Source organism: Streptomyces sp. NPDC052079 (assembly GCF_040680275.1).
Taxonomy (GTDB): Bacteria; Actinomycetota; Actinomycetes; order Streptomycetales; family Streptomycetaceae; genus Streptomyces.
In genome coordinates, this window is record NZ_JBFAWL010000001.1 from 266,982 (window position 1) to 288,082 (window position 21,101).

Consider the following 21,101-nt stretch of genomic DNA (forward strand, 5'->3'; position numbering starts at 1 on the left):
TCACGCGCGTCGCGCCCGCGAACGGCATCTCGTCGATCGGGGTCAGGCGTACGGGGGCCGAGGGGTTCGGGGCGTGGATCATCCGGCCGTCGCCGACGTAGATGCCGACGTGACTGATGCCGGAGTAGAAGAAGACCAGGTCGCCGGGGAGCAGTTCGGAGCGGGCGACACGACGGCCGGCGTTGATCTGGGCGTAGGTGGTGCGGGGCAGGGAGACGCCGGCGGAGCGGTACGCGGCCTGGATGAGGCCCGAGCAGTCGAAGGCGTCCGGGCCGGTGGCGCCCCAGACGTAGGGGCTGCCGAGCTTGCGGTAGGCGTAGTCGACGGCCTCCGCGGCGCGCGGGCCGGGGGCCCGGGCGGTAACGGAGCCGGGGGCCGCGGAGGAGCGGGAGGCGTGGTCGATGCCGCCGGTGAGGCCCGCGCGCTGTTCGGGTGACAGCCGGGCGAGCAGCCGGCGGGCGGCTGTCAGCTTGCCGGTGATCGTCTCCTTGTGCCGCTTCATCTCGGCGCGGCGGGACGTCAGCGACTTCGCCTCGATACGGGCCGCACCGCGCAACTGCTCGATCTCCCGGAGGTGTTTGCGTACGCGCCCGACCTGCGCCTTGTGGCGGGTGCCCGCGCGCTCGGCGAGGGCGGTGCCGTCCAGATAGCCGTCCGGGTCCTCGGAGAGGACGAGTTGCAGGGCGGGGTGCAGGCCCCCGCTGCGGTACTGCGCCGCCGCGACCGAACCCAGGGCGGACCGCGCGTCGTTGAGCCGGTCCTTCCTGCGGGCCGACTCGTCCTGCAGATCGCGCAGCCGCCGCTCGGCGGACTCCGCCTTCTCCTTCGCGCCGTTGTACTTCTCGGTGGTGGCCTCCGCCTGGCGGTAGAGCGTGTCGACATCGGCCCTGACCTGCTCCGGAGTCGGCCGGGGCGCGGCGTGCGCCGGCCCGTCGAGGCCCGTCGCGGTGGCCGCACCGGCGAGGGCGATTGTGGCGGCCGTGCGGGCCGTGTGACCGCCCGCCGAGCGCTGTCGGGACCTGCGGTGCGCTGCCACCTCGACTCCCGTCCTCGTCCACGACCGCCCCGGGCGGTCCGGCGGCGGGGTGCTCAGGGGGAGCCGTCCGCCGCCGGACCTCTTCGGCGGTGGTGTCCGGCTGCCGCCCCTGGTCCGGGCGGCGACGGAGAGCCGGTCACCTGGGGGAGGACGCTAGGCCTTGCCGCGCGGCCCGGGTAACGGGTTGTGCGGAAGTGGCGCGAGCAGACCGTCGGGTGACCGTACGTGACCGGGGTCCCGTTCCGGCTTCGTCGTCTTCACTCGGGGTGATGACCGATGTGGTGGACCGGGACGAGGCGAGGGCGCCGGAGTGCTATGGAACGCGTGTGGTTAGGCTCCGGCCCCATGGACGTACTCATCCACCTCTTCGTCGGTCTGCACATCATCGGCATCGCGGCGCTGCTCGGCGGCTTCCTCACCCAGATGAAGGCGATGGGCGAGGGCACCGCCCGCCTCAGCCCCCCGATGCTGCACGGTGCGCTGACGATGCTGGTCACCGGGGTGGCTCTGGTCGGCCTCAACCAGGCGCAGGACCACTCCGTCGACAACATCAAGATCGGCGTGAAGCTGGCCCTGCTGATCGTGATCCTCGGCCTGGTCTATGTGAAGCGGGACGACGAGAAGGTGGACAAGGGCCTGTTCGGGCTGGTCGGCCTGCTGACCGTGGCGAACGTCTTCATCGCCGTGCTGTGGACCTGACCGGTCAGGCGGGGCGCACCACGCTGTGGACCGAGGACTCGCCGTCGTAGAAGATCGACTCATCGCGGACGTAGGTGCCGGGCTTCGGGGCGTGGATCATCATGCCGTTGCCGATGTAGATCCCCACGTGGGTGATGTCGTCGTAGAAGAAGACCAGGTCACCCGGCTGTGCCTGGGAGACGGGGACCGTCGTTCCGGCGTCGACCTGGTCGTAGGTGGTGCGCGGGATGGTGACGCCGGCGGCCTTCCAAGCGGCCTGGGTGAGGCCGGAGCAGTCGTAGGAGCCCGGGCCGGTGGCGCCCCAGACGTACGGCTTGCCGATCTGCGCGCGGGCGAAGGCGAGGGCCTTCTCGGCCTTGGTGGAGTACGAGGAGTCCGTCGACGTGGACGGCGGCGTGGTTGAGCCGGAGGATTCCGAGGTGCCCGTGCCGCCGCTCTGCTGCTGAGCGGCCTCCTCCTGGGCCTGCTGCTGCTCCGCCTGCTGCCGGGCGAGCTCCGCGGCCTTGCGGGCGGCCTCCTCCTGCTTCTTCTTCTCGATCGCCGCGAGCCGCGCCTTCTCCTCGGCGGTCAGCTTCGACATCAGCTCACGCGCGTCGGTGAGCTTCTTCTGGACGGTGGCCTTGGCCTTCTTCAGATCGCCCTGCGACTCCGTGAGCGTCTCGAGGCTCTTGGTCGCCTCCTGGCGCTTCTTCATCGTCTCGGACTGCTGGGTGACGTAGTCGTCGACCGCCTCCTTCTGGCGGCCGGTCATCCGGTCCATCACCTGGCGCTGGTCGAAGATGTCCTGCGGTGTGTCCGCGAGCAGGAAGGTCGCGGTGTCGGGGACGCCCGCGCCGGTCCGGTACTGGGCGGCGGCGAAGGAACCCAGTTCCTCCCGCGCGTCGTTGAGCTTCTGGGTGCGCTTGGCCACGTCGTCGAGGAGGGTGTCGACGCGCTTGCGCTGCTTGGTGGTCTTCTCCTTGGCCGCGTTGTACTTCTCGGTCGCCGACTCGGCCTGGCGGTAGAGGTCGCCGACCTTCTTCTCGACCTCCTCCAGGCTCGGCTTGTCGTCGTCCGAAGGGGCGGCGTTGGCCGTCTGGGAGAGCAGGGCGACGGAGGTCAGGGCGGCCGTTGCCAGGGCCGGGGTCCGTATGCCTGCCACGCGGGTGCCGGGGGTGCGCGACTTGCGGTGCGACGCCAAGGGAGGCGACTCCTTCCAGTGCTCCGCCTACCGGGTTAGCGGTGGGGGTACCTCCCAGGCCGTTCAGGCACTGGGGGAGGGTTCGGGCGGGAAGGGTTGCCCTACGGCCGCTCCGCGAGGGAGTGGGCCGATTCACCCCATGGGTCTCGGTGGGTCCCCGGCTCCGGCTGCCACGGCGGACAGTGACGGACTCGGCGGGGGCCGCGCGGCCCGGCGAGGTTCGCCGGTGGGGGTCGTACGGCCCGCCCGCACGGTAGCCAACTGGTGTGGCGCCTGTGAAGGTTGATGGGCGATATGCCCGATACATTTTTGTGACCTTGTGCGGCGCGTCACTGAGGGTGAGGTGATCGTGCCGGCGGGTGTGCGGGCGGGCGGTGAACCGGGGCCGGCGCGTGTGCGGCCGGAAACCGGGGGATGTTCCCGGGGCGGGCCCGGGTTGTCGGTGGGGCACCCTAGACTCGGAGAGCGATGAGCAGCCTTTTTGACGACAGCTTCCTGGCGGACCTCCAGGCCCAGCGGGGCCCCGCGGACGAGCCCCCGCCGCCGCCCGAGGACGATCATGTGCCGGAGACCGTTCCGGACGATCTGTTCGGCGGGAAGTTCGACGTGCCCCCGGACCGGGACACCCACTACCGCGACGGCGCCCCGCGCCCGGTGTTCGACGCCGCCGCGCTGCTGGAGGGGCTGAACGACAACCAGCGCGCCGCCGTCGTGCACTCCGGCAGCCCGCTGCTCATCGTGGCCGGCGCCGGTTCCGGCAAGACCCGTGTGCTCACCCACCGCATCGCCCACCTGCTGGCCGAGCGCGGCGTCCACCCGGGCCAGATCCTCGCGATCACCTTCACCAACAAGGCCGCGGGCGAGATGAAGGAGCGCGTCGAGCAGCTCGTCGGCCCGCGTGCCAACGCCATGTGGGTCATGACCTTCCACAGCGCGTGCGTGCGCATCCTGCGCCGCGAGAGCAAGAAGCTCGGCTTCACGTCGTCGTTCTCGATCTACGACGCGGCCGACTCCAAGCGCCTGATGGCCCTGGTCTGCCGTGATCTGGACCTCGACCCCAAGCGCTTCCCGCCGAAGTCGTTCAGCGCCAAGATCAGCAATCTGAAGAACGAACTGATCGACGAGGAGGACTTCGCGGCCCAGGCGAGCGACGGCTTCGAGAAGACCCTCGCCCAGGCCTACGCGCTCTACCAGTCGCGGCTGCGTGAGGCGAACGCCCTCGACTTCGACGACCTGATCATGACGACGGTCAATCTGCTGCGCGCCTTCCCGGACGTCGCCGAGCACTACCGCCGCCGCTTCCGGCACGTCCTGGTCGACGAGTACCAGGACACCAACCACGCCCAGTACGCCCTGGTCCGCGAGCTGGTCGGGGGCCCCTCCGAGCACCCCGTCGACGTCCCGCCGGAGGCCGAGGTGCCGCCGGCCGAGCTGTGCGTGGTGGGTGACGCCGACCAGTCGATCTACGCCTTCCGCGGTGCGACGATCCGCAACATCCTCCAGTTCGAGGAGGACTACCCGGACGCGACGACCATCCTGCTGGAGCAGAACTACCGCTCCACCCAGACCATCCTGAGCGCGGCCAACGCGGTCATCGAGCGCAACGAGTCACGCCGCCCCAAGAACCTGTGGACCAACGCCGGCTCCGGCGCCCGGATCACCGGATACGTCGCCGACACCGAGCACGACGAGGCGCAGTTCGTCGCCGACGAGATAGACCGCCTCACGGACGCGGGCGAGGCCAAGGCGGGCGATGTCGCGGTCTTCTACCGCACCAACGCCCAGTCCCGTGTCTTCGAGGAGATCTTCATCCGCGTCGGCCTGCCCTACAAGGTCGTCGGCGGGGTCCGCTTCTACGAGCGCAAGGAGGTCCGGGACGTCCTGGCCTATCTGCGGGTGCTCGCCAACCCGGAGGACTCGGTACCGCTGCGCCGCATCCTCAACGTCCCCAAGCGGGGCATCGGCGACCGCGCGGAGGCCATGATCGACGCCCTCGCCCAGCGCGAGAAGATCAGCTTCCCGCAGGCGCTGAAGCGCGTCGACGAGGCGTACGGGATGGCCGCCCGGTCGTCGAACGCCGTGAAGCGGTTCAACACGCTGATGGAGGACCTCCGTACGGTCGTCGAGTCCGGCGCGGGGCCGGCGACGGTCCTGGAGGCGATCCTGGAACGCACCGGCTACCTCGCCGAGTTGCAGGCGTCCACCGACCCGCAGGACGAGACCCGCATCGAGAACCTCCAGGAACTCGCGGCCGTCGCCCTGGAGTTCGAGCAGGAGCGCGGCGAGGGCGAGCCGGCCGCGCTGTCCGACTTCCTCGAGCAGGTCGCCCTGGTCGCCGACTCCGACCAGATCCCCGACGAGGACGACGACGGCTCCGGTGTCATCACGCTGATGACCCTGCACACCGCCAAGGGCCTGGAGTTCCCGGTCGTCTTCCTGACCGGCATGGAGGACGGCGTCTTCCCGCACATGCGTGCCCTCGGCGAGACCAAGGAACTGGAGGAGGAGCGGCGACTGGCGTACGTCGGCATCACGCGCGCCCGGGAGCGGCTCTACCTCACCCGGTCGACCCTGCGCAGTGCGTGGGGCCAGCCGTCGTACAACCCGCCCTCACGGTTCCTGGAGGAGATCCCGGCCGCCCACCTGGAGTGGAAGCGGACGGGGCCGAGCGCGCCCGGGTCCTCCGGGCCGGCTGCGGGTGTGGCGGCCTCGCTGTCGTCGTCCCGCTCCCGCTCGTCGGCGTCGGGCGCCTCCGGCTTCGCCACCCGGCGGACGGCGGAGAAGCCCGTGGTGTCGCTGGCGGTCGGGGACCGGGTCACGCACGACCAGTTCGGCCTCGGCACCGTGGTCGCGGTGAAGGGCTCGGGGGCGAACGCGGAGGCGACGATCGACTTCGGGGACACCAAGCCCAAGCGTCTGCTGCTGCGGTACGCGCCGGTGGAGAAGCTGTAGCCGCAGGCGGCGGCCCGTCGCGGGGATGTCCCCTACGACGGGTCGAGGCCGTGGCTGCGCAGCCAGGAGAGCGGGTCGATCGCCGCGCCGCCGCCGGGCCGCACCTCGAAGTGCAGGTGCGGGCCGGTCGAGTTCCCCGAGTTTCCGGAGAACGCGATCTGGTCGCCGGCCTTCACGGTCGAACCGGAGGGGATCTGGTAGCTGGAGAGGTGGCAGTACCAGGTCTCCGTGCCGTCCTTCGCCGTGACGATCATCATGTTGCCGTAGGCGGAGTTGTACTGCGTGCGGACGGTGCCGTCGGTCGCGGCCAGCACCGGGGTGCCGTACGAGACGGGGAAGTCGATTCCGGTGTGCATGGACATCCAGTTGATGCCGGACTGGCCGTAGTAGGCGCTGAGGCCGTGCCGCGCGACCGGGAGCGCGAACTTCGGACGCAGCCGCTCCTTGCGGGCCGCCTCCTCCGCCGCCCGCTTGCGCTCGGCCTCCTGCTGTGCCTTGAGGTCGATGCGCTCCTGGGTGCGGCTGGCCCGGTCGGCGAAGTCGTCGGCGCCGGCGGCGAGGGTCTCCAGCTGGGTGTCCAGCTTGACGTTGGCGGCGGACGGTTTCACCGGCTGGGCGTCGGCCGCGGTGGTCCTCGTCTCCTGGCCGCCCTCCTCGGGCAGATCGCCGACCGAGGCCGCGGCGATGCCGGCGACGCCCATCACGCACGCCGAGGGCACGGCCACCGTCAGCAGCGCGGAGCGTTTGGGGGGCGTACGGCGGCGGGAACGGGACCCGGCGCGTGAGCCGGCGCGCGGCTGGGGGACGGGGAGGATCTCCTCCTGCTCGTCGAGCAGGGACACCGCGGGCAGTTCGCCGGTGTCACCCGGCTCGACGGGGGCGGGCTCGTCGGTGGTGGGGGACTCGTGGGTGTCCCGCTCGTGCGTGCCCTGCTCGTACGGGCTCTGCTCGTACCCGTCCTGGCCGCCGTAGGTGTCCTGGCCGCTGTCGGAGTTCCACTGCGTGGCGTCGTAGATGCCGCTGTCGAAGGTCTGTGAGCCCCAGTCCCAGTGCTGCGTCCCGTCCGCGGGGTTCTCGGTCTGGTCCGGCTGGAGCCAGGCACCGGCGTCCCACTGGCCGCTCGTCTCGGGCGAGGTGCCCTGCGCCGGGATGACCGTCATCGGCTGATGGCCGGTGGTCCAGGCGGTGGCGTCGTAGCCGCCGCTGTCGTACGCGCCGGTGTGCTGGGCCGCGTACGCGTCGTAGTGCCCGGTCTCCTGGCCGGCCGCGGGCCACTGCCCGGAGTCGTACGCGCCGGTGTCCTGGCCGCTGCCCGGGAGGTCTCCGAAGAGGGGGTCGGTGGCGAAGCTGCCGGTCGTATGGGCGCCGGTGCCGTAGTGCGTGGCGCCGAAACCGGTCTCGTCGTAGCCGCCGTAGCCGGTGAAGTCACCGTACGGGGCTTCCTGGGTGCCATACGACGCGTAGGGCGCCGAGGCGGCATCGGAAGCCGGAGCCGGGGTCATGGTCCCCGACGGGTGACGGTCGTTCACCAACTTCTCTTTCGCCTCGACAACAGGGGCTGCCAGAGCAGTGCGGCGACTGTACCCGGCGGTACGCGGGCACGACAATCTTCCCCAGGTTTCGGGCGCGCAGGAAACGGGCATTCGGTCGTGTTTTGGGGGACGGCGGGCGCGGTCTTGGCTCTTTGTTCGAAACCTGTTCGAGATTGTGGGTGTGTCGCGGCCGTAAGTAGGCGGTGGCGGACCGTTGTTGTTCGGATGTGGACGCTCGCGATGCTGCTGTCACGGCGGACGGGTGCCGGGCGTGTCGCGCCGCGCCCCCCTCACGCCACCGTAAGGCCGTTCGCGCGGCCGGTGGACGGCTCGCCGGGATGCGCCGTGTCCAGCGCCTGCCGTATGCCGGTCGCCACGGTGGGGTGCACGGGCAGGGCGAGGTGGCCGACGCCGCTCACCCGGACATTCACCGCGGTGAGGTCCGGGTGCTCGAGGCAGGCCGCGTCCAGCGGGTCCATGATGTGGTCGAGGTCGCTCCAGAAGGCGACGAAGTGTGTACGGCAGCCGGGTGAGGGCAGCGACAGCTCCTCGAGTACCGGTGAGCCGGGACGCATCTGGCGCACGATGGGGTGGGCATTGGCCAGCGGGGCGACGCGCGTGCCGGAGTGCGGGGTGCCCAGCGTGACGAGCGTCCGTACCCGGGTGTCACCGCCCAGCCGCTGCACGTAGTACCGCGCGATCAGGCCACCGAGGCTGTGCCCCACCACGTCCACCTGATCCCTGCCCGTGCGCTCGCATACCTGTTCTATGTGTCGTCCGAGCAGTTCGGCGGCGATGCGGATGTCGCAGGTCAGCGGGGAGTAGTTGAGCGACTCGATCTGCTGCCTGCCGTGCTGGGACAGGCTGCGGCGCAGCAGGAGAAAGACCGAGCGGTTGTCGATGAAGCCGTGCAGCAGCACGACCGGGGGTTTGGCCTCCGTCGGCAGCTGTGCGGCGCCGTCCGGTGCCGGCAGCGTGGGGCGGCCCTGAGCCCGTCGCTCCTGGATGATCCCGGCGGGATAGAGCAGGAGGTGGCCCGCGAGGATCGCCAGCTCCAGGGCGGTCGCCTTCAGCAGGGCCAGGGAGAGATCCGCCAGCCGGGCCGGCAGAAGACGCCGGCAGAGCGGCAGAAACGGAAGTGCTGCCTCGGTGACCTTCATGGCCGACCTCCTGTCGACACGCGGAAGGACAGCCCCGTCCCCCGTATGCCCTCATGGGATGTCGCTACGAGAGGGGTCGACGGCGCGCATGCTTGTGTAGAGGGGGCGCAGTGGTACGTCGACCTCGGTGCGAATCCCTTATGCGCATGTTCCCACCGATGCCCATGAGTCGCACGAGCACGCGGTGTGCGGACCTCCGGCCCCGGGAACGCTGCGCTATGAACGTGTCCCACTGTGTGATTTCCCCCTCCCTGTACCCCGCGAAACTGCCGGTTGCGGGATGCTGGAGATAACGTTCGTTCACTTCTCGGGCCGGTTCGGGTCGGGGTGTCCGCGCGATGTGTGCGGTACTTGTCGGTACTTGTCGGTACGGATGGATGTAGTCGCTTCATGGAGGCAGTGATGGGTGTGGCAGCCGGACCGATCCGCGTGGTGGTGGCCAAGCCGGGGCTCGACGGCCACGATCGCGGGGCCAAGGTGATCGCGCGGGCGCTGCGCGACGCCGGTATGGAGGTGATCTACACCGGGCTTCACCAGACCCCCGAGCAGATCGTCGACACCGCGATCCAGGAGGACGCCGACGCTATCGGTCTGTCCATCCTCTCCGGGGCGCACAACACGCTCTTCGCGGCGGTCATCGAGCTGCTCGAGCAGCGGGACGCGGCGGACATCCTGGTCTTCGGCGGCGGCATCATTCCCGAGGCGGACATCGCTCCGCTCAAGGAGAAGGGCGTCGCGGAGATCTTCACGCCGGGTGCCACCACGGCGTCGATCGTGGACTGGGTCCGCGCCCACGCCCGCCAGCCTGCGGAGGCGTAGTGTAGGGCCTGTCGGCCGGATCATGCCGGGACGCGGGGTCTGGCACGCCCATTTGCGGCGTTGTCGTCGGCCGCTGACTCCCCCACTCTCGGCTTCTCCCCCACTCTCGGCTTCGCTCGAGCGGGGGGACCCCCATGAGCGGGGGGACCCCCATGAGCGGGGGCCCCCATCGCGTCGACTCCCTCCTCCGCCTTGCAGCTGGACGCACCAGACCCGGCTCACCTGGGTTGCACGGCGCCGTACCTTTCCCCCGACTTGACCCGCCGGGCAGGCCCGAGCGGACGCGTTCGACGAGCAGCCGCCTGCCATGAACGGTCAACCGGGCATCACGGTGGGACACGGAGGCCTCCGTACGGTGAAGATTCGACACCTTCACCACACACGGAGGCCTTCGCCATGATCAAGCCCGGCCAGCGTGGACAACGCTCGTGATCAATACACCCAGCACCGTCCCGCCGCCCTGGCGCCGGTACAGGCCAGGGGCGGGTCGCGCGGCCCGCACCGACGGGTGCTGGCGCGCGCGCCCGTGCGTTTCCGTCGGCCCGGCTGCCCGCGGCCGGCGTGGCCCGGCCGGGGGTGGTCACGGGCCGGGTGGGGTCAGTTCCGCCAGCATGGCTGCGCGCAGGCGCAAGGTGGTGACCAGGCGCTGGAAGGCCTCCGACCAGTAGCCCCCGGCCCCCGGTGACGCGTTCTCCGGCTCGTCCGGAACCGCCAGGAGCGCGTCGAGGCGGCCGGCCTCGGACGGGTCCAGGCAGCGTTCGGCCAGGCCCATGACTCCGCTGAAGCTCCAGGGATAACTCCCTGCGTCACGCGCGATGTTGAGCGCGTCGACCACCGCCCGTCCGACCGGCGCCGCCCAGGGCACGGCACATACCCCGAGCAGCTGGAACGCCTCGGACAGGCCGTGCGTCTCGATGAACCCGGCCACCCACTCCGCCCGTTCGCCGGCGTTCAGAGTGCCGAGCAGCTTGGCCCGTTCGGCCAGGGACACCGCCCCGGGTCCGCCCGCCTCCGGCGCCGAAGGGTCTCCGAGCAGCGCACGGGACCATGCCATATCCCGCTGCCGGACCGCCGCCCGGCACCAGGCCGCGTGCAGCTCGCCCTGCCAGTCGTCCGCCACCGGCAGGGCCACGATCTCCTGGGGGGTGCGCCCGCCGAGCCGCCGCGACCAGGTGCCCAGCGGGGCCGCTTCCACCAACTGGCCAAGCCACCAGGACCGTTCGCCCCGGCCCGCCGGGGCCTTGGCCACCACACCGTCGCACTCCATGCTCGCGTCGCACTCGTGCGGCGCCTCGACGGCGATCGTCGGTACGTCCCGCGTGTGGTCGACGGTCACACACGCACCGGCTCTGACCGCCATGCGTTGCGCCAGTGCCGAGCCGGGCAGCGCCGACAGCAACTCCGCCGCCGTCGCCCGCACATTGCGGCTGCGGTCGCCCAGGGCCTGCTCCAGGAAGGGTTCGTCGTCCGGACCCAGACCGGTGCGCAGCGAGTCCAGGAACATCAGCCGGTCCTCGGCCCGCTCCGTGGCCCAGGTCGACTCGAGCAGCCCGCGTGCGACGTCGGGCTCGCGGGAGCGCAGGGCGGCGAGGAGCGCGACCCGCTCGGCGAAGAGGCCCTCCTCCCAGAGGTCCCATATCCCGTCCGTGTCGTGCAGGCCGGGTACGGACCTGCCGCCGCCCGGTGTGGAGCGCAGGGCGAACCGCCAGGCCGGGTTGAGCCGGGCGAGCCAGAGTGCGCGCGGGCCGGCGAACCGCAGCGCCGCCGGACGCAGGTCCGTGCGTCCCCGGGCCGCGTCGAGCAGGGCGGGCAGCACCTCGGGGGGCGGCGCGAAACCGTGGGCGTTCGCCGCGGCCAGCCACTGCGGGAGCAGCTCCATCAGATCCGGTGCGGTGCCCCGGCGTCCGCCACCGGAGGAGCCGGGACGGTCGGCGAGCAGCATCGTCAGCCTGCGCGCCGCGGCGGACGGCAGCGGAGGGCGCGGGTCCGCGGGGGCGGGCGGGGGACGCTCCGCGGCCCGCGCGGGCAGCAGCCCCGCCCGTCGCCGCACGGTCGCCGCGGCCGCCGCGTCCAGCAGGGCCGACGGCGCCCCGGGACCGGGTGCGACACCTGCCGGGGTGCGCCGGTCCGTCCCCAGCAGGGCCGTGGTGACCAGCTCCTCCCAGCCGTCCGGGAGGGGCGCCTCCATAGCGGCGGTCGTCCTGCTCATGAGCTTCCCTTCCGACGAAAGATTCCTGGGGTGGGTGGTGGGCTCAGCACAGCGGCACCGGCTCCCCGGGCCCCTCGGGCCATGCCGCCAAAGGGGTGATTCCCTGGTGGCCGCACTCGCCGAAGACCCTGACCGGGGCGCCGCCCGACAGGGCCACGAGGCGCCACAGACCGGGGCGGGACCGCGCGGCCGGGGTGAGCGGCAGGGCCGCGTCCTCGTCGGCGTCGGCCAGCTGCCAGCCGTTAGGTGTTCGGGTACGGCCGACGACGTGGGTGGTGCGCAGGGGAGTGCGGGGCTCAGCACAGCGGCACCGGCTCCCCCGGCCCCTCGGGCCATGCCGCCAAAGGGGTGAATCCCTGGTGGCCGCATTCGCCGAAGACCCTGACCGGGGCGCCGCCCGACAGGGCCACGAGGCGCCACAGACCGGGGCGGGACCGCGCGGCCGGGGTGAGCGGTAGGGCCGCGTCCACGTCGGCGTCCGCCAGCTGCCAGCCTTCACCGTCCGGGACGGGTATCACCCGGTCGAGCGTCACCGGTACCGAGTCCAGCCAGGGGTCGTCGCGCAGTGCCTCGCCGTAGCGGGCGACCGCCCGGCCGGTCGTCGTGCCCGGCGGCCGCGCCGCCGTCGGCCCGGGCGGCGCGAACTGCTCCCGCAGGGCCACCCGCACCTGTCCCGCGCCCGGATACGCGGACACCTCCGCGTCCAGGGCCAGCCCGACCGGCAGCGCGAGCTCCGGGGAGCGGCCCGCCGCACCGTAGGAGAGGAGCACCGCCGTACGCCCCGAGTCGGTGCCGTACAGCCAGATGCGGCGGGTCGTGAGACGGCTGTCCGCCGTGTCGTACTGGGCGAGGACCAGCCAGTGGTCCCGCACCGGCGGGCCGTCCGCCGCAGCGGACAGGCCGATACGGGAACGGACCGTCGCGGCGAGCCCTTCCGGCAGTTCCTCCCGGTGCAGCCAGCCCCGGGCCAGGAGATGGAGCAGCGCGCACTCCTCCAGCAGCCGCACCGGCCGTCCCGGTCCGGTGTCCGGGAGCGCCCCCAGCTCCCGCACCCGGGTGGCCAGCCCCTGCGCCTGTGCGTCCACCATGCGGGCTGCGGTCTCCTCCCAGAGTGCGTACCCGGACTGCTCGGCCGATGCCAGACCGCCGCGGAGCAGATCGGCCAGGCGCTGCTCCAGTTCCGCCGCGCCCGCGGCGATCCGCTCGGCCCGCCGCTCCGCCCTGCGCCGCGCCGCCTCCGGATCCGCCGGCCCCGGTGCGGCACCCCTGGCGCCCCCGGCTGGCCCGTCCTCCGCCCGTGCGCGCCGGGCCGCGATCCACTGCCCGGCCCACTCCGGCTCCTCCGCCCGCGGCAGCGCCTCCTCCCCGCCCGCCCAGAGCAGCAGCAGACCGAGCGCGTGCTTGCACGGGAACGTGCGGCTCGGACAACTGCACGTGTACGCGGGCCCGGAGGCGTCCGCGATGTCGACGACCGTCCGGTACGGCGTGCTGCCGCTGCCCCTGCACAGCCCCCACACCGTCCCCTCGCCGGAACGGCCGGTCTCCGACCACGGCCCGGGCACGCCGAGTTCGCTTCCCGCCTTGCGTGACGCGGGGTCAGGCGCCAGTGCCAGCACCCGGTCCGCGGTCCAGCCCACCCCCTGCTGAGTCATGCCACCGAAACTAGATCCCGGCACTGACAATCGGCCCGCAGACCATCATTCATGCAGGTCAGAGCGATTGTCAGTGGCGTGGTGCACGGTTGGTGACAGATCCGAACCGGCCGAGCTGGAGGGGGACTCAGCCATGACTGTGTCTGTTGAACCGACGTCCGTCGACCCGGGCCGGAACGACTCCGCACCCGCGCTCACCTCCGGCACCGCACCGGCGGACACGGAGAAGCTGCGACCGCACGCCGAGGACGCCTTCGCCGCCGAACTTGCCGCGCTGGCGGCCCAGGACGACCGACCGCGGCCCGCCCGCTGGCGGCTCTCGCCGTGGGCGGTCGCCACCTACCTGCTCGGCGGCACGCTGCCGGACGGCACGGTGATCACGCCCAAGTACGTCGGTCCGCGCCGGATCGTAGAGGTGGCGGTGACCACCCTCGCCACCGACCGGGCCCTGCTGCTGCTCGGGGTGCCGGGCACGGCGAAGACCTGGGTCTCCGAGCATCTGGCCGCCGCGGTCAGCGGCGACTCGACGCTGCTGGTGCAGGGCACGGCCGGCACACCCGAGGAGGCCATCCGCTACGGCTGGAACTACGCCCGGCTGCTCGCCCACGGCCCCAGCCGGGACGCCCTGGTGCCCAGCCCGGTGATGCGGGCCATGGCGGAGGGCATGACGGCGCGCGTCGAGGAGCTGACCCGTATCCCGGCCGACGTCCAGGACACGCTGATCACGATCCTGTCGGAGAAGACGCTGCCGATACCGGAACTGGGCCAGGAGGTACAAGCGGTCCGCGGGTTCAACCTGATCGCCACGGCCAACGACCGCGACCGCGGGGTCAACGAGCTGTCCAGCGCCCTGCGCCGCAGGTTCAACACCGTGGTGCTGCCGCTTCCGGAAACCGCTGAGGCGGAGGTCGACATCGTCTCCCGCCGGGTCGGCCAGATCGGCCGCTCCCTCGACCTGCCGGCCGTGCCCGACGGCATCGACGAGATCCGCCGTGTCGTCACCGTCTTCCGCGAACTGCGCGACGGGATCACGGCCGACGGGCGGACGAAGCTCAAGTCGCCCAGCGGCACGCTGTCGACCGCCGAGGCGATCTCCGTCGTCACGGGCGGGCTGGCGCTGGCCGCCCACTTCGGCGACGGCGTGCTGCGGGCCGGGGACGTCGCCGCGGGCATCCTCGGCGCGGTCGTCCGCGACCCGGCGGCGGACCGCGTCGTCTGGCAGGAGTACCTGGAGACCGTCGTCCGCGAGCGGGACGGCTGGAAGGACTTCTACCGGGCCTGCCGGGAGGCCGGCGCATGAGCCGGGAGCAGGAGAGCGCCGGTGGACCGCTGCTGCTCGGGGTGCGGCACCACGGTCCCGGGTCGGCGCGGGCGGTGCGGGCCGTGCTGGACGACGTCCGGCCGGGCGTCGTGCTGATCGAGGGCCCGCCTGAGGCGGACGCGCTGGTCCCGCTCGCCGCCGAGGAGGACATGCGGCCTCCGGTCGCCCTGCTAGCCCACGCGGTGGACGAGCCCGGCCGTTCGGCCTTCTGGCCGCTGGCCGGGTTCTCCCCGGAGTGGGCCGCGATCCGCTGGGCGGTGGAGCACGGGGTCCCGGCCCGCTTCATCGACCTGCCCGCCGCGCACACACTGGCCTGGGAGAGGGACGAGGAGCCCGACGGTGAGAACGGTGGGACCGGGCCCGCGGCCGGTGAGGGCGGCCCGGCGGGCTCCGACGTGCGGGTCGATCCGCTGGGGGTGCTGGCCGCGGCCGCCGGCTATGACGACGCCGAGCGGTGGTGGGAGGACGTCGTGGAGCACCGGGGCGTCGGGAAGGGGGACCCGGTCGCGCCCTTCACCGCGCTCGAGGAGGCCATGACCGCGCTCCGGGAGGAGTACGGCAGCGGGGGACACGAGCGGGACGCGGTCCGCGAAGCCCATATGCGGCTGCGGATCCGCGCGGCGCAACGCGAGTGCGACAACGGCGTGGCGGTGGTGTGCGGGGCCTGGCATGTGCCCGCGCTCCGGCTCAGGACCACCGTCGCAGCCGACCGGGCCCTGCTGAAGGGGCTGCCCAAGGTGAAGACGGACATGACCTGGGTGCCCTGGACCCACCGCAGGCTCTCCCGGGCGAGCGGCTACGGCGCGGGCATCGACTCCCCCGGTTGGTACGGGCATCTGTTCGACGCCCCGGACCGGCCGGTGGAACGGTGGCTGACCAAGGTGGCGCGGCTGCTGCGGGCCGAGGACATCGGCGTGTCGTCCGCGCATGTCATCGAGGCCGTGCGGCTGGCGGAGACCCTTGCGGCGATGCGCGGACGGCCGCTGCCCGGGCTGAGCGAGACGACCGACGCGGTGCGTGCGGTGATGTGCGAGGGCTCCGACATGCCGCTGGCCCTGGTGCACGACCGGCTGGTCGTCGGCTACGTCCTCGGAGAGGTGCCGGCCGGCGCGCCCGCCGTGCCGTTGCAACGGGACCTCACGCGGATCCAGCGCCGGCTGCGGCTGAGACCGGAGGCGGCCGAGCGGGAGCTGGAGCTCGACCTGCGCAAGGAGACCGACGCGGAGCGCAGCAGACTGCTGCACCGGCTGCGGCTGCTCGGTGTCGGCTGGGGCGAGCCCGCCCTCTCGCGTGGCAGCACGGGGACGTTCCGTGAGACGTGGCGGCTGCGCTGGGAACCGGAGCTGTCCCTGCGGGTCGCCGAGGCCGGGGTGTGGGGGACGACCGTCCTCGCCGCCGCGACCGCCAAGGCAGGGACGGACGCCGTCTCCGCGCGGGGCCTCGCCGACGTCACCGGCCTCGCCGAGCACTGCCTGCTGGCCGGGCTGTCCGAGGCGCTGCCCACGGTGATGCGGGTCCTGGCCGACCGTGCGGCCCTCGACACCGACGTCGCCCACCTCGCCCAGGCGCTGCCCGCCCTGCTCCGCTCCTTGCGCTACGGCGACGTCCGGGGCACGGACACCGCATCGCTGGCCGGGGTCGCCGCCGGTCTCGCCGAGCGGGTCTTCGTCGGACTCCCCCCGGCCTGCGCCGCACTGGATGCCGACGCGGCCGAGGATATGCGGGGCCACGTCGACGCGGTGCACGGGGCGGTGGGCCTCCTCGGCGACGACCCCGCGCCGGGCCACGGGAGACTGCGCGCCCGCTGGCAGTCGGTGCTGCGGACGCTGTCCGCCCGGGACACCGTGCCGGGCGTCGTACGGGGCCGCTCCGTGCGGCTGCTGCTGGACGACGGGGGGCTGGCGCGGGACGAGGCGGCGCGGCTGATGGGGCTCGTGCTGTCGCCGGGCACACCGCCGGCGGACGCGGCCGCGTGGATCGAGGGGTTCGTCGGAGGCGGCTCCGGCGGCGGGCTGCTGCTGGTCCACGACGAGCGGCTGCTCGGGCTGGTCGACGCGTGGCTGACGGGCGTACCGGCGGAGGCGTTCACCGATGTACTGCCGCTGCTGCGGCGGACGTTCTCGGCCTACGAGCCCGGAGTGCGCCGCACCCTCGGCGAGCTGGTCCGGCGCGGACCGGAGGCCCGCGGCAGCGCGGTCGCGATGTCCCGCCCGCCCGGCTTCGGGCCCGGCCTCGACACCAGACGTGCGGACGCCGTACTGCCGGTCGTACGGCTGCTGCTCGGCCCGCACGGGAACGAGGAGACGACGGACGCCGGACGGGCGGAGGTGACGGCATGACGGGCACACGGACACCGGGGGAGACGCCCTCGGAGGACAAGGCGACCGACCCGGCGCAGGAGCGGCTGCGCAGATGGCGGCTCGTACTCGGCGGGGGCGCGGCCGACGGGACCGGCCGCACCCTGTCCGGGCAGGACGCCGCGATGGACGGGGCGCTCGCCGCGCTGTACGGAAAGGGGGACAGCAGACCACAGTCGGGGCGGGACCGCTCGGCGGGGCTCGGGGCATCGGCGCCGTCGGTGGCCCGCTGGCTCGGGGACATCCGCACCTACTTCCCCTCCTCCGTCGTCCAGGTCATGCAGCGCGACGCCATCGACCGGCTCGGGCTCGCCACGCTCCTGCTCGAACCCGAGATGCTGGAGGCGGTCGAGGCCGACGTCCACCTCGTCGGCACCCTGCTGTCGCTCCACAGGGCCATGCCGGAAACGACGAAGGAGACGGCGCGGACCGTCGTGCGCAAGGTCGTCGAGGACCTGGAGAAGCGGCTCGCCACCCGCACCCGGACCACCCTCACCGGCGCCCTGGACCGCAGCGCCCGCGTCAGCCGGCCCCGTCACCACGACATCGACTGGAACCGCACGATCGCGGCCAACCTCAAGCACTACCTCCCCGAGCACCGGACGGTCGTGCCCGAGCGGCTCATCGGCTACGGGCATGCCTCGCGGTCGGTGAAGAAGGAGGTGGTCCTCTGCGTCGACCAGTCCGGGTCGATGGCGGCGTCCGTGGTGTACGCGTCGGTGTTCGGGGCGGTCCTGGCGTCGATGCGGTCGATCGACACGCGGCTGGTCGTGTTCGACACGACGGTCGTCGACCTCACCGACCGGCTCGACGACCCCGTCGACGTGCTCTTCGGCACCCGGCTCGGCGGCGGTACGGACATCAACCGGGCGCTCGCGTACTGCCAGTCGCTGATCACCCGCCCGGCGGAGACGGTGGTCGTGCTGATCAGCGACCTCTACGAAGGGGGGATACGCGACGAGATGCTCAAGCGGGTGGGGGCGATGAAGGCGTCGGGCGTCCGGTTCGTGACGCTGCTCGCGCTGTCCGACGAGGGGGCGCCCGCATACGACGGGCAGCATGCGGCGGCGCTGGCGGCGCTGGGCACACCGGCGTTCGCCTGCACGCCCGATCTGTTCCCGGAGGTAATGGCTGCGGCGATCGAGAAGCGGCCGCTGCCGATACCGGACGCGGGATGACGAGGGCGGACTCACGCCGGTAAACAGGGACATGACGACCCATCGCTAACGGAGGGCTTGCGCAACCGCGGGAGGTGCGTGCGAGGATCGGCGCTGTTCGATTTGGGCCGCTGCCGCGCCCTCACTCGTCCCGCCGTCCAGGAGGAATCCCGCCTTGTCCTGGTCCCCCGCCGTGTCCGATGCCGCCTTGCGCGCGATGCGCCTGACGGCCGGACGGCGCCTGGTCCAGTTGGCGCTGCTGGTGGGTGCAGTGTTCATGCTCGGCGTGCTGTGCGGGGAGCGGGCGCAGGCGGCGGACGGTGCGCCGCAGCGCGAGAACTCCCCCGTCGCGGCCACGGTGTTGGCCGACCCGCGCACGCCCGATTCGAACGCCGTCCGCTCCCTCGTCGACACCCTCACCGTGCCGCGCCCGGAGGCCGCCGACCCGATCCGTCCGCTGACGGAGACGGTGGTCCGGTCCGTGGGCGAGCGCGTCGTACGGCCGGCCGGGGAACTGGTGGGCACGGTGACCGAAGGGCTCGGCCAGGTACCGGGAGCGCTTCCCGGCCTGCCCCTGCTGCCCGGCCCGGAGCAGTCCGCGCCGCTGCCGGAGCTCCCGGCGCTGCCCGGCGCCCCGGCGGATACCCTTCCCGAGCCGACCACGCCCGGGCGGCCGTCCTCCCCGTCCGCCGAAGCACCGGAAGCACCGGAAGCACCCCAAGCACCCGACGCGCCCACTCCGGACGCCCCTGACGCCCCCGACACCCCCGACGCCCCGGACAGACCGGCCCGTACCGCCGCCCCCGCCCACCATGGCCCGGCGCTCACCGGCGTCGACGGGGTGACGCACGCCGGCCATGGGGAGCGGGGTGGTCATGGACGCGGCGCCCCGGATGGTGAGGGCATGATGGCCGGTCAGGTGCTCGCCCCCCATGCCCCCGTCGGGGGTGGATCGGACGGCGCCGTGGGCAGCCGCTCGGCCGCGGACCACGGCACGCAGCGTCACGGTGACGCGTGCGCCGTCCCCGCGTTCCGCCGGCCCGCGCCCGGGCTCGTACCCGGCCTCGCCGAGCGCGCCGAGGCGTCCGGCACGCGGGACCAGTGCCGGGACGTGCCGGTCTCACCCGCCTAGGGCGCGCCTCCCGCGCGGCGGACGCGTGTGCGTGAGGGCGTGACCAGGCATGCCCGGCCCGCGGAAGCCTCACGCCCCGGCAGGCAGGGCAGGCACGGCGGCACGGCGGGAACCCGGCGCGCGAGCCGACGAGAACAGGCACGAGTCGGGGCACGAGCCGACGCCGGCCGACCGTCAGAAATCGGCCGGAACCCGCAGAAACCCTCGCGGGCCGCCCCGCCCTCGAGCGCCGCTCCGCACCCCGCCCCCCACCCGCTACTGACTCGCGGGTAATAAAGGACTCCGTGGGGCATCACGACCCGGGCAGCCGAAAACCGTCGGCTCGTCCGGCCGCAACCTCGCGGAGGGGCGGCCGGCCCCCATTGGGGTGGGGGCCGGCCGCCCCGCAACCCCGGGAAACAGGGCGTCCACCGCCCTTCCGGGTTGTTCGAAAGGGCCTCACCGGGTCAACCCCAGCCCGGTGAGGCCCCTCGCGTCAGGCACGCCGTGTCAGAGAGGCGGCATCATGTGACAGGTATCACCGCTCACGTGTGACCCGCGATTTAGAGAGGTCACCCAAGCGGCGATAACCTGCGAGACGGACATGCCGCGCGCTCGGACACCGTGTGCGCCTCCCTTGTGACAGAGCGGACGTCACGTTGCCCTTCGCGGCACGCCCACGCATCCAACGAACCGCGAGATCACTGATAGGGACGGAAGCGCGTGGACCTGTTCGAGTACCAGGCGAGGGACCTCTTCGCCAAGCACGATGTACCGGTGCTGGCCGGTGAAGTCATCGACACGCCTGAGGCGGCCCGCGCAGCCACTGAGCGTCTCGGTGGCAAGTCCGTCGTCAAGGCCCAGGTGAAGGTCGGGGGCCGTGGCAAGGCCGGCGGCGTCAAGCTCGCCGCCACCCCTGACGAGGCGGTGGAGCACGCGACCAACATCCTCGGCATGGACATCAAGGGCCACACGGTCCACAAGGTGATGATCGCCGAGACCGCCCCGGAGATCGTGGAGGAGTACTACGTCTCCTTCCTCCTCGACCGTGCCAACCGCACCTTCCTCTCCATCGCCTCCGTCGAGGGCGGCATGGAGATCGAGGAGGTGGCGGCCACCCGTCCGGAGGCCGTCGCCAAGACGCCGATCGACGCCAATGAGGGGGTGACCCCCGCCAAGGCCCGCGAGATCGTCGAGGCCGCGAACTTCCCTGCTGACGTCGCCGACAAGGTCGCCGACATCCTGATCACCCTGTGGAAGACCTTCGTCGACGAGGACGCCCTCCTCGTCGAGGTCAACCCGCTGGCCAAGGTCGCCTCCGGTGACGTGATCGCCCTGGACGGCAAGGTCTCCCTGGACGAGAACGCCGACTTCCGCCAGCCGGACCACGAGGCCCTGCAGGACAAGGCCTCGGCCAACCCGCTCGAGGCGGCCGCCAAGGAGAAGAACCTCAACTACGTCAAGCTCGACGGCGAGGTCGGCATCATCGGCAACGGCGCGGGTCTCGTCATGAGCACCCTGGACGTCGTCGCCTACGCCGGTGAGGCCCACGGCGGCGTCAAGCCTGCCAACTTCCTCGACATCGGCGGCGGCGCCTCCGCCGCGGTCATGGCGAACGGCCTGGAGATCATCCTCGGCGACCCGGACGTCAAGTCCGTCTTCGTCAACGTCTTCGGCGGCATCACCGCCTGCGACGAGGTCGCCAACGGCATCGTGCAGGCGCTGCAGCTGCTGAAGGACAAGGGCGAGGAAGTCACCAAGCCCCTCGTCGTCCGTCTCGACGGCAACAACGCCGAGCTGGGTCGCAAGATCCTCTCCGACGCCAACCACCCGCTGGTGCAGCGCGTGGACACCATGGACGGCGCGGCCGACAAGGCCGCCGAGCTCGCGGCTGCGAAGTAAGGAAGAGGGACTCA

13 protein-coding genes and 3 pseudogenes are annotated in these 21,101 nt (G+C 72.5%); 8 read left to right on the forward strand and 8 right to left on the reverse strand.

Annotated features, from left to right (window positions below; all coding sequences use genetic code 11):
* Nucleotide 1 precedes the first annotated feature (1 nt).
* Nucleotides 2-1,036, reverse strand: a pseudogene (locus AB0L56_RS01380) (C40 family peptidase); the annotation flags it as partial.
* 345 nt (nucleotides 1,037-1,381) lie between these two features.
* Here AB0L56_RS01380 and AB0L56_RS01385 point away from each other — a divergent pair.
* A complete protein-coding gene (locus AB0L56_RS01385; protein WP_365417646.1) occupies nucleotides 1,382-1,735 on the forward strand; it encodes a hypothetical protein in 354 nt (117 codons plus the stop codon).
* A 4-nt stretch (nucleotides 1,736-1,739) separates the two neighbouring features.
* On the opposite strand, the gene AB0L56_RS01390 is transcribed toward AB0L56_RS01385, so the two are convergent.
* Nucleotides 1,740-2,915, reverse strand: a complete 1,176-nt coding sequence (locus tag AB0L56_RS01390; protein WP_365417649.1) for an NlpC/P60 family protein — start codon at nucleotides 2,913-2,915, stop codon at nucleotides 1,740-1,742.
* A 468-nt stretch (nucleotides 2,916-3,383) separates the two neighbouring features.
* Here AB0L56_RS01390 and pcrA point away from each other — a divergent pair, with 468 nt between their 5' ends.
* On the forward strand, nucleotides 3,384-5,867 hold the full coding sequence (gene pcrA, locus AB0L56_RS01395; RefSeq protein ID WP_365417652.1) for a DNA helicase PcrA: 2,484 nt from the start codon (nucleotides 3,384-3,386) through the stop codon (nucleotides 5,865-5,867).
* Nucleotides 5,868-5,899: 32 nt separating this feature from the next.
* Here the strand turns inward: pcrA and AB0L56_RS01400 are convergent, their stop codons facing one another.
* Both AB0L56_RS01400 and AB0L56_RS01405 read right to left on the reverse strand, forming a co-directional pair.
* Nucleotides 5,900-7,510 (reverse strand): M23 family metallopeptidase, encoded by a 1,611-nt coding sequence (locus AB0L56_RS01400; protein ID WP_365417654.1) that lies wholly within the window; start codon nucleotides 7,508-7,510, stop codon nucleotides 5,900-5,902.
* A 179-nt stretch (nucleotides 7,511-7,689) separates the two neighbouring features.
* The gene (locus tag AB0L56_RS01405; RefSeq protein WP_361021510.1) at nucleotides 7,690-8,559 is read right to left on the reverse strand and encodes an alpha/beta fold hydrolase; all 870 of its coding nucleotides are present in this window, start codon (nucleotides 8,557-8,559) and stop codon (nucleotides 7,690-7,692) included.
* A gap of 402 nt (nucleotides 8,560-8,961) precedes the next feature.
* Here AB0L56_RS01405 and AB0L56_RS01410 point away from each other — a divergent pair, with 402 nt between their 5' ends.
* The gene (locus AB0L56_RS01410; RefSeq protein WP_361021513.1) at nucleotides 8,962-9,378 is read left to right on the forward strand and encodes a cobalamin B12-binding domain-containing protein; all 417 of its coding nucleotides are present in this window, start codon (nucleotides 8,962-8,964) and stop codon (nucleotides 9,376-9,378) included.
* 265 nt (nucleotides 9,379-9,643) lie between these two features.
* On the opposite strand, the pseudogene AB0L56_RS01415 reads toward AB0L56_RS01410, so the two are convergent.
* The 4 genes and pseudogenes from AB0L56_RS01415 to AB0L56_RS01430 form a co-directional block, all read right to left on the reverse strand.
* Nucleotides 9,644-9,718 (reverse strand): annotated as a pseudogene (locus AB0L56_RS01415) (leucine zipper domain-containing protein); the annotation flags it as partial.
* A 240-nt stretch (nucleotides 9,719-9,958) separates the two neighbouring features.
* Nucleotides 9,959-11,587, reverse strand: coding sequence for a DUF5691 domain-containing protein (locus tag AB0L56_RS01420; protein ID WP_365417658.1), 1,629 nt, complete (start codon nucleotides 11,585-11,587; stop codon nucleotides 9,959-9,961).
* Nucleotides 11,588-11,630: 43 nt separating this feature from the next.
* Nucleotides 11,631-11,834 (reverse strand): annotated as a pseudogene (locus AB0L56_RS01425) (SWIM zinc finger family protein); the annotation flags it as partial.
* Between the two features lie 49 nt (nucleotides 11,835-11,883).
* A complete protein-coding gene (locus AB0L56_RS01430; RefSeq protein WP_365417661.1) occupies nucleotides 11,884-13,239 on the reverse strand; it encodes an SWIM zinc finger family protein in 1,356 nt (451 codons plus the stop codon).
* A 133-nt stretch (nucleotides 13,240-13,372) separates the two neighbouring features.
* On the opposite strand from AB0L56_RS01430, the gene AB0L56_RS01435 reads away from it, so the two are divergent.
* From AB0L56_RS01435 to sucC, 5 genes are all read left to right on the forward strand, one after another.
* On the forward strand, nucleotides 13,373-14,539 hold the full coding sequence (locus tag AB0L56_RS01435) for an AAA family ATPase (RefSeq protein ID WP_361021522.1): 1,167 nt from the start codon (nucleotides 13,373-13,375) through the stop codon (nucleotides 14,537-14,539).
* Nucleotides 14,536-16,899, forward strand: a complete 2,364-nt coding sequence (locus AB0L56_RS01440; protein ID WP_365417664.1) for a DUF5682 family protein — start codon at nucleotides 14,536-14,538, stop codon at nucleotides 16,897-16,899. Before AB0L56_RS01435 ends, AB0L56_RS01440 begins: the two co-directional genes overlap by 4 nt.
* The gene (locus AB0L56_RS01445; protein ID WP_365417667.1) at nucleotides 16,896-18,095 is read left to right on the forward strand and encodes a VWA domain-containing protein; all 1,200 of its coding nucleotides are present in this window, start codon (nucleotides 16,896-16,898) and stop codon (nucleotides 18,093-18,095) included. Before AB0L56_RS01440 ends, AB0L56_RS01445 begins: the two co-directional genes overlap by 4 nt.
* A gap of 154 nt (nucleotides 18,096-18,249) precedes the next feature.
* A complete protein-coding gene (locus AB0L56_RS01450) occupies nucleotides 18,250-19,206 on the forward strand; it encodes a hypothetical protein (protein WP_365417670.1) in 957 nt (318 codons plus the stop codon).
* Between the two features lie 702 nt (nucleotides 19,207-19,908).
* A complete protein-coding gene (gene sucC / locus AB0L56_RS01455) occupies nucleotides 19,909-21,087 on the forward strand; it encodes an ADP-forming succinate--CoA ligase subunit beta (protein WP_361021534.1) in 1,179 nt (392 codons plus the stop codon).
* Nucleotides 21,088-21,101 lie beyond the last annotated feature (14 nt).

What these genes read in the sequence shown, in the direction of transcription:
- AB0L56_RS01385 (WP_365417646.1), top strand. Translation starts at nt 1,382, where the DNA reads ATGGACGTACTCATCCACCTCTTCGTCGGTCTGCACATCATCGGCATC.
- pcrA (WP_365417652.1), top strand. Translation starts at nt 3,384, where the DNA reads ATGAGCAGCCTTTTTGACGACAGCTTCCTGGCGGACCTCCAGGCCCAG.
- AB0L56_RS01400 (WP_365417654.1), bottom strand. Translation starts at nt 7,510, where the DNA reads ATGCCCGTTTCCTGCGCGCCCGAAACCTGGGGAAGATTGTCGTGCCCG.
- AB0L56_RS01405 (WP_361021510.1), bottom strand. Translation starts at nt 8,559, where the DNA reads ATGAAGGTCACCGAGGCAGCACTTCCGTTTCTGCCGCTCTGCCGGCGT.
- AB0L56_RS01410 (WP_361021513.1), top strand. Translation starts at nt 8,962, where the DNA reads ATGGGTGTGGCAGCCGGACCGATCCGCGTGGTGGTGGCCAAGCCGGGG.
- AB0L56_RS01420 (WP_365417658.1), bottom strand. Translation starts at nt 11,587, where the DNA reads ATGAGCAGGACGACCGCCGCTATGGAGGCGCCCCTCCCGGACGGCTGG.
- AB0L56_RS01430 (WP_365417661.1), bottom strand. Translation starts at nt 13,239, where the DNA reads ATGACTCAGCAGGGGGTGGGCTGGACCGCGGACCGGGTGCTGGCACTG.
- AB0L56_RS01435 (WP_361021522.1), top strand. Translation starts at nt 13,373, where the DNA reads ATGACTGTGTCTGTTGAACCGACGTCCGTCGACCCGGGCCGGAACGAC.
- AB0L56_RS01440 (WP_365417664.1), top strand. Translation starts at nt 14,536, where the DNA reads ATGAGCCGGGAGCAGGAGAGCGCCGGTGGACCGCTGCTGCTCGGGGTG.
- AB0L56_RS01445 (WP_365417667.1), top strand. Translation starts at nt 16,896, where the DNA reads ATGACGGGCACACGGACACCGGGGGAGACGCCCTCGGAGGACAAGGCG.